Raw genomic sequence first — 12,352 nt, 5'->3', positions numbered from 1 at the left:
CATGGACTTGACTCAGGTTTCCTCCTCCTCTTCTTCTGCTTCACGCGCCGACAAGGCGTTTGCGAGCAGCACGCCCGAACTCCCGAACTTCGACGAACGGCCGTTCCTGAAACGCCTGGGTATCGTCGACTGGCTGTTCGCGCTCGCGCTTGTCGGGGGCGCCGGGTTCGCGCTGTCGCGCTATCACCCGTTCATGAACTACTACGACAAACTGGTGCTGATGTGCTCGGTGCCGGTTTTCGTCGTGCTCGGCTGGCGCTGGAAGCCGGTGCGTCCGCTGATGGTGGGAATCGCCGCGCTGTCGCTGCTCGCAATCCAGATCTACCACGGCGATCTGAGCCGCGCCGACAACGCTTTCTTCCTCAAGTATTTCCTGTCGAGCCAGTCCGCGATCCTGTGGATGAGCGCGCTCTTCGTATTCGCGACCGGGTTCTACTGGATCGCGCTGCTGTCGCGCTCGCCGACCGGCGCCGCGATCGGCTCGAAGATGACGTGGGCGGCGGTGCTGATGGGCTTCGTCGGCATGATGGTGCGCTGGTACGAGTCGTATCTGATCGGCGCGGACGTCGGCCATATTCCGATTTCGAACCTCTATGAAGTGTTCGTGCTGTTCAGCCTGATCACCGCGCTGTTCTATCTGTACTACGAGCAGCACTACAACACGCGCGCGCTCGGCGCGTTCGTGTTGCTCGTGATCAGCGCAGCCGTCGGCTTTCTGATGTGGTACTCGGTCGCGCGCGACGCGCAGCAGATCCAGCCGCTCGTGCCGGCGCTGCAAAGCTGGTGGATGAAGATTCACGTGCCGGCGAACTTCATCGGCTATGGCAGCTTCGCGCTGTCGGCGATGGTCGGCGTCGCATATCTGGCGAAGGAACGCGGCGTGCTCGCGGATCGTCTGCCGGCGCTCGACGTGCTCGACGACGTGATGTACAAGTCGATCGCGGTCGGCTTCGCGTTCTTCACGATCGCGACGATTCTCGGCGCGCTGTGGGCCGCCCAAGCCTGGGGCGGCTACTGGAGCTGGGACCCGAAGGAGACGTGGGCGCTGATCGTGTGGCTGAACTACGCGGCCTGGCTGCACATGCGTATGATGAAGGGCCTGCGGGGCGCGCTCGCCGCGTGGTGGGCGCTGACCGGGCTGCTGGTCACGAGCTTCGCGTTCCTCGGCGTGAACATGTTCCTGTCGGGCTTGCATAGCTACGGCAAGCTGTAAGATCCGCCGCGCTGAACCGACTAAGAACCGCCGCGTGCTTTCGCACCGGCGGTTTTTTTATGGCCGATGGAATATTCGTTGCGCCCCGGTGTTCGCCAGTCGAGCACCTGGAGCAACTACCCATGGATGACAGACGCCCCCAAAGGGGCGATCATCAATAAGGCTCCGCAACGCGCGCGACGCGGCGGGCCGGCAAGGAGTAGCACGATGTGGATCAAGCGAAGCGACAGAATTCAACTGACCGGCGATGACATCGCGCGCAGCGAAATCGCGCCGCGGCACGTGTTCGAAAACCGGCGACGCATCCTGCAGGCGGCGGGCGCGATGGCGCTCGGTGGCCTGATCGGCGTGAGCGGCGAGGCGCTCGCGACCTACTCGTCGCCCGATCCGAAGGCGCAGAAGCTCGCGGCGAAAACCAACACTAGGTTCGTCGCGCTCGACAAGATCACGCCGTACAAGGACATCACAACCTACAACAATTTCTACGAGTTCGGCACCGATAAATCCGACCCCTCGCAGCGCGCGGGCACGTTGCGGCCGCATCCGTGGAAGGTGAGCGTCGAGGGCGAGATCAAGAATCCGAAGGTGTACGACATCGACGATCTGCTGAAGCTCGCGCCGCTCGAGGAGCGTGTGTACCGGCATCGCTGCGTCGAAGGTTGGTCGATCGTGGTGCCGTGGATCGGCGTCTCGCTGTCGGAGCTGATCAAACGCGTCGAACCGAGCGGCAATGCAAAGTACGTGCAGTTCATCACGCTCGCCGATCCGTCGCAGATGCCAGGGTTGTCGGCACCCATACTCGATTGGCCGTACTCCGAAGGCCTGCGGATGGACGAGGCGATGCATCCGCTGACGCTACTGACGATGGGCCTCTATGGCCAGGTACTGCCGAATCAGAACGGCGCGCCGGTGCGCGTCGTGGTGCCGTGGAAGTACGGCTTCAAGAGCGCGAAGTCGCTCGTGAAAATCCGCTTCGTCGAGAAGCAGCCGCCGACGAGCTGGAACACGTACGCGTCGAACGAATATGGGTTTTATTCGAACGTGAATCCGAATGTCGATCATCCGCGCTGGAGTCAAGCCACTGAACGGCGCATCGGCGAAGACGGCTTTTTCACGCCGAAACGCAAGACGCTGATGTTCAACGGTTACGGCGATCAGGTCGCGTCGCTCTATCAGGGCATGGACCTGAAGAAGAACTTCTAGGGCGAGCGCGATGGTTTCCGATACGCAAACTGTCACCCGCACCGAGCCTGCGACGCGGCGGACGTCGTCGGCGTCGGCGGTGAAGCCGCGTTCCACCGGCGGCGCGCGCTGGGTCGTGCCCACCAAAGTCGCAGTCTTCATCGCGGCGCTCTATCCTCTCGCGCGCCTCGTGCTGTTCGGCCTGACCGACCGGCTCGGCGCGAATCCGATTGAATTCATCACGCGCTCGACCGGCCTGTGGACGCTCGTGTTCCTGTGCATCACGCTCGCGGTGACGCCGCTACGCCGTCTGACCGGCGTCGCCGCGTTCGTGCGTTTCCGCCGCATGCTCGGGCTCTACACGTTCTTCTACGCGACGCTGCATTTCACCACGTACCTGTGGTTCGATAAGTGGTTCGATGTTGCGGAGATTCTGAAGGACATCGGCAAGCGGCCGTTCATCACGGTGGGCTTCACCGCGTTCGTGCTGCTGATCGCGCTTGCGGTCACGTCGCCGCGCGCGATGGTGCGCAAGCTCGGACGTCGCTGGCAGACGCTGCATCGCGCGATCTATGCGATCGGCGTGCTCGCGATCCTGCATTTCTGGTGGATGAAGGCGGGCAAGCACGACCTGCTGCTGCCGAAGATCTACGGCGCGGTGATGATCGCGTTGCTGGGATGGCGGCTGGTGGTGTGGATACGTGAGCGGAGGATGGGAACGCGCCGACGATGATGGCGAGTTTATTGGCGTCACGCTGTTTCAAATAAAAATGGCGATGCCACCGTGGCATCGCCATTTTCGTTGCTGCGCTCGACCTTCGCGCTCTGTCGCAGGTACTGACGTTTACGCCGGCAGTATCGTTTCATCCGCAAACAGCTGCTTGACCTCTTCGCGCGCGCGAACCACATGCGCCTGTGTACCATCCACCATCACCTCGGCGGCGCGCGCACGGGTGTTGTAGTTCGAGCTCATCACGAAGCCGTACGCGCCGGCCGAGCGGATCGCGAGCAGATCGCCGGGTTCGACCGCGAGCAGCCGCTCGCGGCCGAGCCAGTCGCCGCTTTCGCAGACCGGGCCGACCACGTCGTACACATGCGCGGGGACGTCGCGCTTCACGACCGGCTCGATGGCATGATAGGCGTCGTACATCGCGGGGCGCGCGAGATCGGTCATCGCCGCGTCGACGATCGCGAAGTTCTTGTCCTCGCCCGGCTTCAGAAACTCGAGACGTGTGAGCAGCACGCCCGCATTGCCGACCAGCGAGCGGCCCGGCTCGAAATAGACTTCGCGGTGACCGTGGCCGCGCGCTTCGATGCGATCGAGCACCGTGCGCACGAACTCACCGATTTCCGGCGGCGTTTCGTCGTCGTAGGTGATGCCCAGACCGCCGCCGACGTCGATATGGCGAATCGACACGCCGTCCTCCTCGATCTGCTCGACGAGTTCCAGCACCTTGTCGATCGCGTCGAGATAGGGCGCGACTTCGGTGATCTGCGAGCCAATATGGCAGTCGATGCCGATCACCTCGAGATTCGACATCGCCGCGGCCGCCTGGTAGGTGGCACGCGCATCTTCGAACGCGACGCCGAACTTGTTGGTCTTGAGTCCGGTGGAAATGTACGGATGCGTTTTCGCATCGACATCGGGATTCACGCGCAGCGACACCGGCGCTTTCTTGCCCATCTCGCCCGCCACCGCGTTGAGGCGGGCGAGTTCGGGAATCGATTCGACGTTGAAGCATTTGACGCCCGCCGCGAGCGCGTCGCGCATTTCGCTTGCCTGCTTGCCAACGCCCGAAAACACGGTGTTTTCCGCTTTTCCGCCGGCCGCGAGCACGCGCGCGAGCTCGCCGCCCGACACGATGTCGAAGCCCGCGCCGAGGCGCGCGAACACGTTCAGCACCGCGAGATTGCTGTTGGCCTTGACGGCCACGTGCACGCTCGCGCGACGCCCCGCGCAGGCGCCCGCATAGGCGTTCCAGGCAGCGGTGAGCGCGGCGCGTGAATAGACGTAGAGCGGCGTGCCGAACTGCTCGGCGAGGGAAACGGCGGACACGCCTTCGGCGTGCAATACGCCGTCGACGTAGTCAAATGCGGATCGAGTCATGCGAAAGTCTTATTGAACGGAAGGGACGGCAGAGGCGGGCAGCGGCACTGCGGGAGCCGATGCCGCCGAAGCGGGCGGCGCCGCGAGCTGGTCTTCGGGGGCGAGCGTGAGCGGCGTGCCCGAGGTGTCCGGGATCGAACCCGTGTCGGCCGCGCTGCCGCTAGCCGGTTGCGTTCGATCGGTCGATGGCGTTTGCGTGCGGTGAGCCGGCGGGGCAGGCATCGGCGGTACGGTCGGCAGATAGAGTGAGCCGCGTTGGCCGCAGCCGGTAAGCGCACAACCTGCGAGAATGACTAAAACCGCTACAATCGCGCGGCCGGGCGCTGCCGCGCGCATCCGAGTTACGACTCGCATGACTGTCCCTGAATGAATAATCGATGGAGTTTAGCATGTCCGATAGTGATTACCTGACCCGTGCGGAAGCCGTGCTGGCCGCCATCGAGAGCGCGCTCGACGACATCGACGCCGACATCGAGCTCGAGCGCAGCGGCAACGTTTTGACGCTCGAATTCGAGAACCGCACGAAGATCATCGTCAACCTTCAGCCGCCGATGAGCGAGATCTGGATCGCGGCGAAGGCCGGCGGTTTCCACTTCCGTTTCGTCGACGGTGAATGGCGCGACACGCGCAGCGGCGCGGAGTTTTTCGCGGCGCTGTCGCAGTATGCGACGCAGCAGGCTGGCGAGCCGGTGCGGATCGCCGCGCTATGAGCGCGGTGTAATAAGCGCGAGACGCTCTCAAAACAAAACCGCCGCGTAACGAACGCGGCGGTTTTTTCATTTCTAGCGGGACATCGACGCAGCCTCAGTGCCCGCGGAACAGATTCATGATGTCCTGCTTTTCCTGTTCGCCAACCTGTTCCGGAGCGGCGGCTGCCGCGCTCGCCTCCGCATCGAGCGTCGCCTGACTGACGCCGACCGTCGCGATGAAACCGTGGCCCGGCGTGAACTCGTCGAAATAAAGCTCCGAGCCGATTTCGCTGACGTCGTCGGGGCGTGGCATCTTGTACTCGGGCACCCCCTTCATCGCGCGTCCCATGTACTCGATCCACACCGGCAGCGCCAGGCCGCCGCCGGTTTCCTTGTCGCCGAGGCTGCGCGGGTTGTCGTAGCCGATCCACGCGATCGCGGTGAGCGTGTGCTGATAGCCGGCGAACCACGCGTCACGGGAATCGTTGGTCGTGCCGGTCTTGCCGGCGAGATCGGTGCGCTTGAGCACGTTGCTCTTCGCCCCGGTGCCGTGCTGCGCGACGCTTTGCAGCAGGCTGTTCATCACGTAGGCGTTGCGCGGTTGGATCGCGAACGGCGCGCTTTGCCCGGCCACGAGCGGCTGCGCGTGCGCGACGACGACGCCGCGCTGATCGGTGACCTCCGCGATCAGATACGGATTGATCCGGTAGCCGCCGTTGGCGAACACCGAGAACGCGCCGGCCATTTGCAGCGGCGTCACGAGACCCGCGCCGAGCGCCATCGGCAGATAGGCGGGATGGCGGTCCGCGTCGAAGCCAAACCGTGTGATGTATTGCTGCGCGTACTTCGGGCCGATCTGGTTCAGGATGCGGATCGACACGAGGTTCTTCGATTTCTGCAGCGCGGTGCGCATCGTCATCGGACCGTCGAAGCCGCCGCCGTAGTTTTTCGGCTCCCACGCCTGGCCGCCGGTTTCGGCGGCGCTGAAGAAGAGCGGCGCGTCGTTGATGATCGTGGCGGGCCCGAGGCCCTTTTCGAGCGACGCCGAATAGATGAACGGCTTGAAGCTGGAGCCCGGCTGACGCCACGCCTGCGTCACGTGATTGAACTTGTTCTTGTTGAAGTCGAAGCCGCCGACCAGCGAGCGGATCGCACCGTCCTGCGGCACCAGCGAGATGAACGCGCCTTCCACCTGGGGCAATTGCGTGATCGACCAGTCGCCCTCGTCGTTCTTCACGAGCCGCACGATCGCGCCGGGCCGGATGCGCTGATTCGGCTGCGCGCGCGGGCCGAGCGCGAACTGCGCATAGCGCAGGCCGTCGCCCTGAATGGTCGCGACATTGCCGTCGATGAACGCCGCCTGGACCTGCTTCGGGCTCGCCGCCGTGACGACGGCCGCGATGATTTCGCCATTGTCGGGATGTTCGAGCAGCGCGTCGTCGATGGCCTGCTCGCGCTCGTCGGCGTCGGCCGGCAGATCGATGAACGCCTCCGGGCCGCGATAGCCGTGACGGCGCTCGTAGTCCATCAAGCCTTTGCGCACCGCGTGGTAGGCGACGTCCTGATCGGCCGAGTCGATCGTGGTCACGACGTTCAGGCCGCGCGTGTAGGCTTCCTCGCGATACTGCGCGTACATCATCTGCCGCACCATTTCCGCGACGTATTCCGCGTGTACGCTGTACTCCTTGCCCATGCCCTTCACGACGAGCCGCTGCCGGCTCGCCTCGTCGTACTGTTCCTGAGTGATGTAGTGCAATTCGTACATGCGCTGCAGGATGTACTCCTGGCGCACCTTCGCACGCTTCGGATTGACGACCGGGTTATACGCGGAGGGCGCCTTCGGCAGACCGGCGAGCATCGCCGATTCGGCGAGCGTCAGGTCCTTCAGATCCTTGCCGAAGTACACGCGCGCGGCACTCGCGAAACCATACGCGCGCTGACCGAGATAGATCTGATTCATGTACACCTCGAGAATCTGATCCTTGCTCAGCTTCGACTCGATCTTGTACGCGAGCAGCATCTCGTAGATCTTGCGCGTGTACGTCTTCTCGCTGGACAGAAAGAAGTTGCGCGCGACCTGCATCGTGATCGTGCTCGCGCCTTGGGTCGCATGACCGTTGGTCAGCGCGACGAAGCCGGCTCGCGCGATGCCGGTGAGGTCGACGCCACCGTGCTCATAGAAGCGCGCGTCCTCGATCGCGAGGATCGCTTTCTTCAGGCTGTCGGGCACGTCCTGGATGTGCACGATGTCGCGCCGCTCCGCGCCGAATTCGCCGATCAGCACGTGATCGGCCGTATAGATTCGCAGCGGCACTTTGGGCTGATAGTCGGTCAATGCATCGAGTGACGGCAGGTTCGGCGTCGCGACGACGAGCGCATAGCCGAGCACCAGCGCCACGCAGACGATGCCCGCCACGATCAACCCGACAAAGCCAAGGATCAGCTTCAGCCATAACGGACGTTTGCGCTTTTTCGGCGCGGGCGGTGGGGACGCAGGAGACGTGGCTTGCATAGGAGTACCGGAAAAACAGTCCCGCGATTATAGCCGCCAGGGTTTTTCTGCTTTCGACAAGCTTACGAATAACGCGCAATCGGCACACGCCAGGCGGCGCGGGAATGACTTCGCCGTAGTCCCAACTGTAGTCGCTTTGATGTCGCTCGGGGCGGCTTCGCATCCGCGTTAGCCATTCGGCTGAATGTCGTTAGGACGTGCGTCTGCCGACAATGATCCCTCGTTACTCGCGTTCGAATGGTTCGTCGCGTGAGTCAGAGGGAGGGCGGTATGGCCTATAAAAATTCGTGGCTTCAGGCGGTGCGGGAGGGCCGGCAGCGTTTCGCCGCCGGCATCGATGTCGGTTCGCAAAACGTGCGTCTCGTCGTGGTGAGTCAACGCGCCCGGGGCGCGCTGCATCTCGAACATATGAGCACGGTGCCGCTCGCGGCCGGCACCATGGCGGGCGCCGAGATCGTCGATCGGCAGGCCGTCGCGCGGGCGTTGCGCGATGCGTTCGCCGGTTTGCCGCGCGTATGCGCGACGCACGCGCTGCGCTGCGCGATGGCCGTGCCTTCGTCGGCCACGCTGACGACGACAGTGCCGCTCGCGCGGCTCGCCGCTCAGAGCGACTGCGAGGCGGAGGACGGCGGCGTTGCGCTCGCCGGACTTGCGCCCGCGGTGATGGGAGAGGCGGAGCGCATCGCCGGCCTCGAGCGTCATGCGCTCGCGGTCGACTGGTACGTCGACGAGACGCCGTCGCCGGTGCGCTCGGTGAAGATCGCCGCGACCGCGCGTCAGCATCTCGAAGCGCGGATCGAATGCGCCGCGACCGCAGGGATTTCGCTGTCCGCGATCGATGGCGAACCGCACGCGGCATTGCGCGCGCTGCGCCACGCGGCCAGTCGCGAGCTCGACCCGAACGAGCCGTACGCGGCGGTGTGGGTCGGTACGGACGGCGTGTACGGCTGGAGCGTCGTCGATGGCGCGAGCGTCGGCGAGATGCGCTACCCGGCGCCCGAGCATGCCGATCTCGCCGACGCGTTGCGCGATCTCACGCACGGGCCGGAGTTCGACTGCGCGCTGATTGGCGGCGAAATCGATCTGCTCGACGGCGTCGGCTTTTCACTCGCCGATATTGGCGACGTGCTCGGCTGCTCGGCGCTGCCGTTCGAATGCGCGCTGCTCGGCAGCCACGCGCGGCCGCTCGACGACGCCTTGCTGCACGAGCCGGCTGGCGCGGTCGCGTTTGGGCTCGCGTTGCGCGGGGTGCTGGAATGAAGGCCGTTCTGTCGTTTTCGTCTGGCGTCGCCGCGAATGCCGATCAGCGCGCCGCTGTACCGTGGCTGGGCGGCTTCAATCTGCTGCCGTATCGCCAACGCAACGCGCGACTCGCGCGGCGCCGCTGTATGCGCGACTGGGCTGTGGCCGCTTGTGTCGGTGCCGCGGGTGTGTTGCTCGTCGCCGGTTGGCAGAGCTTCGCCGCAGCGCGGCTCGATGCGCGGCGCGCGGCGGCCGGGCAGGCGCTGACTCCGCTCGCCGTGTCGCTCGCGGAGCACGCGACGCTGTCACGGGCCGAACAGGACGAGCGCGAAGCCGCGGCGCGCGCCGCGAGTCTCGCAAGGCCGCTCGCACATCTGCGCGACCTGCTCGACGCGCTGAGCTTCGAACCCGGCGATCGCGTCGTGTTGCGGCAGTTGCGCCAGCGCGAGTACGAGACTGAATTGCTGGCGACTTCGAGTGGCCATATCGCGTCGGCTGAGTGGCTCAAGCGGCTCGGCGCGATCCACGGCGTGCAGGGCGCGGAGATGCGCGATCTGCATCGGCCGACGGGGAAGGGCGGCGCGTCGACGGAACAGGCGATAGGCGGACCCGTGGAGTTCGATGCGCGCCTGCGCTGGGGCGATCCGCCGCACAAAGCGACGCGCGCCCTGAAGGCCGCACCAACGGGAGGTGCGCGATGAGCACGACCTTTTTCGAGGCGCGTGGTGCGGCGCATGGGTCCGCGGGTTTTTCGCGCTGGGTCAAGCGGGCGCGTATGCCGCTCGAGGCGTGGAGCCGGCGCCGTCGCTGGCTCGTCGCGGCGACGCTTGCCGCGCTCGTGTTCGGTGTCGGCGCGTACGGCTGGAACGCGGCTGATCTCGCCGGACTGGAAGCGAGCCGCGCGGCGCTCGCGCTCAGCACGCAGCGTCTCGCGGACGCGCGGCACACGCTCGCACAGCTGCCGTCGCTGCGCCGTGCAGCCGCGGCGATGCCGGCCACGGCGTCGAGCGCCGTGTCGTGGAACTCCGCCGACGACGTGCGCATCGTCTCCGAGCTGGCCACGCAAAGCGGCGTCGCGCTGCTTGCGGTGGAACCGGGCGCGGCGAGCGGCGAGGGCGTCGAGCGGATGCGCGTGCTGCAGCTCACCGCGCGCACCGACTTCGTTCACCTGATGGCGTTTTTCCACGGGCTCGCGCAACTGCCGGTGCTGATCGTTCCCGTCGACGTGACCGTCAAGCAGGACGGCAAAGGGCTCGCGGTGGCCGCGACGCTGCAGGTGTACGCCGCGCTGCGACCGGTGCCCGACACCCCGGCTGCGAGCGCCGAGGCGAGCCCTGACGCCGACGAGGCTGCCGACGATGACGACGAAGGCCTCGTGTTCTTCGATCCGTTTGCGAAGTCGCAGATCTCCGCGAGCGGCGAGCTGGGTGATGCTTCTGAGTTGCGCCTTGTCGGTTTGCTGCGCGATCGTACCCGCGGGCTCGCGCTGCTCGACACGCCAGACGGCACGACGACGGTCGCGGCCGGGCAACGACTGGGCGTCGAGCGGGTCACACAGCTCGACGCGCTTGGCATTACGCTCGCGAACGGCGGCGCGACGCGCACGCTGACGCTGACGGAGGCGTCATGATGCGCACGCTCAAGCGATGGAGCGTCGCGACGCTGGGTGTCGGACGCGAGGTCCGCGTCGTCTCTGGACGGTGTTTCGGGCTCTACGTCGCCGCGACGCTGGGTGCCGGCGTCGCACAGGCAGCGACGCCACTGCTGCTGCCGCCGTTGCCGACTTACGCGGCGCTCGACGATCCGGCCGTATCGGCCAACACCGCCTACGAGACGGCGCCGCTGCCGAGCGGCGGCATCGGCCAGGCGGCGAATCCGTTCGGCGACGTTTCCACGCCAGGCGCGGCCCAGGAGCCGGACACGCTCCAGCCGGCCGGGCGCTCCGCGATAGCGCCCGACGCCTCCCCGGACGACGTCGCCAACGGCCCGATGCCGCCGCCTTCGCCAGGACAACCCACCACCCCGGCTCGCGACGACAGTGCCGGCACGCCTGGTCTCGAAGGCCCGCCGGTCCCGCTGCCGCCGCGGCCGCGCCTCGCCGACGCATCGGCGAGTGCGGACTCGGGCCTTCCCGCGGGCAACGAGCCGATCTCGCTGAACTTTCAGCGTGCGCAACTTGGCGCGGTTCTGAAAGCGTTCGCCGAGTTCACCGGCCTGAACATCGTCGCCAGCGACAAAGTGCGCGGCGCCGTGTCGATACGTCTCGACAAGGTGCCGTGGCGCACCGCGTTCGACACCTTGCTCGACGTCAACAATCTGGCGATGGAGCGCCACGGCAACGTAATCTGGGTCGCGCCTGCCGCCGAGCTCGCCGCGCGCGAACGTCAGCGCTTCGAAGCCCACGCGCGCGCCGCGGACCTCGAGCCGCTCGCGAGCCGCACCTTCGAGCTGCACTACGCGCACGCCGAGGACGTGCGTCGCCTGCTGACCGGTTCCGGCACCCAGCGCGTGCTGTCCAAACGTGGCGCCGTCACCGCTGATCCGCGCACCAACCTGCTGTTCGTCACCGATCTCGCGGGGCGGCTCGAGCAGATCGCGGCGCTGATCGCTTCCGTCGACCGGCCGACTCGCCAGGTGCTGATCGAGGCTCAGATCGTCGAAGGCGACCAGGGCTTTTCGCGCAATCTCGGGGTGCGGCTGTCGCTCGCCGGCACCAGCGCGGACGGTACGTCGAGAGGGCTGACGGGTGGAACGGACGGCTCCGTGTACGATCTGTCGGCCCGACCGATCTCCGGATTCGATGCCGCGACCGCCGGCCTCACGCTGTTCGCGGCTCACGCGACCCGGCTGCTGAATATCGAACTCTCGGCGCTCGAGTCCGAAGGGCATGGGAAAATCGTGTCGAGCCCACGGGTCGTCACCGCGGACCGGATGAAGGCGATCGTCGAGCAGGGCACCGAGCTGCCGTATCAGGCGAAGGTCGGCCAGGGCGTATCGGGCGTGCAGTTTCGCCGGGCGACGCTCAAACTGGAGGTCGAGCCGCAGATCATGCCGGATGGCCGCGTGGTGCTCGATCTCGACGTCGCGAAGGACAGCGTCGGCGAGCAGACCGACGCCGGGCCCGCGATCAACACCAAGCACGTGCAAACGCGCGTCGAGGTCGAGGATGGTGGTACGGTGTCGATCGGCGGAATTTACGAGACCGACGACCGTGACGACGTCGAGCGGGTGCCCCTCCTCGGCAAAATACCGGTTCTGGGCGCATTGTTCCGCCATCGGACTCATCGCGACACGCGTAGCGAACTGGCGGTTTTCATCACGCCGCGCGTGGTGCGGGAAAATTAGGGCATATAGGGCACGCATGCACCGCCATCCGCCGGCGGCGCGCAGGCTCGACAAGGCAGCCG

Annotated in this window: 11 protein-coding genes; 8 read left to right on the top strand and 3 right to left on the bottom strand. The window is 66.0% G+C overall.

Annotated features, from left to right (window positions below):
* Window position 1 precedes the first annotated feature (1 nt).
* The 3 genes from ccsB (at window position 2) to msrQ (ending at window position 3,128) form a co-directional block, all read left to right on the top strand.
* Complete coding sequence (gene ccsB, locus F6X40_RS18685) at window positions 2-1,213, top strand: c-type cytochrome biogenesis protein CcsB (protein WP_187628821.1); 1,212 nt, start codon at window positions 2-4, stop codon at window positions 1,211-1,213.
* A 207-nt stretch (window positions 1,214-1,420) separates the two neighbouring features.
* Window positions 1,421-2,416, top strand: a complete 996-nt coding sequence (gene msrP / locus F6X40_RS18680) for a protein-methionine-sulfoxide reductase catalytic subunit MsrP (RefSeq protein ID WP_187628820.1) — start codon at window positions 1,421-1,423, stop codon at window positions 2,414-2,416.
* 10 nt (window positions 2,417-2,426) lie between these two features.
* The gene (gene msrQ / locus F6X40_RS18675; RefSeq protein WP_184070673.1) at window positions 2,427-3,128 is read left to right on the top strand and encodes a protein-methionine-sulfoxide reductase heme-binding subunit MsrQ; all 702 of its coding nucleotides are present in this window, start codon (window positions 2,427-2,429) and stop codon (window positions 3,126-3,128) included.
* Window positions 3,129-3,239: 111 nt separating this feature from the next.
* Here the strand turns inward: msrQ and lysA are convergent, their stop codons facing one another.
* Together lysA and lptM are read right to left on the bottom strand one after the other, a co-directional pair.
* Window positions 3,240-4,502 (bottom strand): diaminopimelate decarboxylase, encoded by a 1,263-nt coding sequence (gene lysA, locus F6X40_RS18670; RefSeq protein WP_187628819.1) that lies wholly within the window; start codon window positions 4,500-4,502, stop codon window positions 3,240-3,242.
* A gap of 9 nt (window positions 4,503-4,511) precedes the next feature.
* The gene (gene lptM, locus F6X40_RS18665) at window positions 4,512-4,856 is read right to left on the bottom strand and encodes an LPS translocon maturation chaperone LptM (protein WP_090802141.1); all 345 of its coding nucleotides are present in this window, start codon (window positions 4,854-4,856) and stop codon (window positions 4,512-4,514) included.
* A 35-nt stretch (window positions 4,857-4,891) separates the two neighbouring features.
* On the opposite strand from lptM, the gene cyaY reads away from it, so the two are divergent.
* Window positions 4,892-5,212 (top strand): iron donor protein CyaY, encoded by a 321-nt coding sequence (gene cyaY, locus F6X40_RS18660; RefSeq protein ID WP_090802140.1) that lies wholly within the window; start codon window positions 4,892-4,894, stop codon window positions 5,210-5,212.
* 94 nt (window positions 5,213-5,306) lie between these two features.
* Here the strand turns inward: cyaY and F6X40_RS18655 are convergent, their stop codons facing one another.
* Window positions 5,307-7,703 (bottom strand): penicillin-binding protein 1A, encoded by a 2,397-nt coding sequence (locus F6X40_RS18655; protein WP_187628818.1) that lies wholly within the window; start codon window positions 7,701-7,703, stop codon window positions 5,307-5,309.
* Between the two features lie 270 nt (window positions 7,704-7,973).
* Between F6X40_RS18655 and pilM the strand changes: the two genes are divergently transcribed.
* From pilM to pilQ, 4 genes are read left to right on the top strand one after another with little or no spacing between them, the layout of a single operon-like run.
* Window positions 7,974-8,963: a pilus assembly protein PilM gene (gene pilM / locus F6X40_RS18650; RefSeq protein WP_184052245.1), complete on the top strand. Its 990-nt coding sequence runs from the start codon at window positions 7,974-7,976 to the stop codon at window positions 8,961-8,963.
* A complete protein-coding gene (locus F6X40_RS18645; RefSeq protein ID WP_187628817.1) occupies window positions 8,960-9,646 on the top strand; it encodes a fimbrial assembly protein in 687 nt (228 codons plus the stop codon). The genes pilM and F6X40_RS18645 overlap by 4 nt, the downstream gene beginning before the upstream one ends.
* The gene (locus tag F6X40_RS18640) at window positions 9,643-10,575 is read left to right on the top strand and encodes a hypothetical protein (protein ID WP_187628816.1); all 933 of its coding nucleotides are present in this window, start codon (window positions 9,643-9,645) and stop codon (window positions 10,573-10,575) included. The genes F6X40_RS18645 and F6X40_RS18640 overlap by 4 nt, the downstream gene beginning before the upstream one ends.
* Entirely contained in the window at window positions 10,572-12,290 is a 1,719-nt protein-coding gene (gene pilQ, locus F6X40_RS18635; protein WP_187628815.1) for a type IV pilus secretin PilQ, read from the top strand. The genes F6X40_RS18640 and pilQ overlap by 4 nt, the downstream gene beginning before the upstream one ends.
* Window positions 12,291-12,352 lie beyond the last annotated feature (62 nt).

This window comes from Paraburkholderia sp. UCT31 (genome assembly GCF_014397655.1).
Classification (GTDB): domain Bacteria; phylum Pseudomonadota; class Gammaproteobacteria; order Burkholderiales; family Burkholderiaceae; genus Paraburkholderia; species Paraburkholderia tuberum.
Note: the sequence above shows the minus strand (reverse complement) of the source record. Positions and strands in the feature narration are given on the sequence as shown.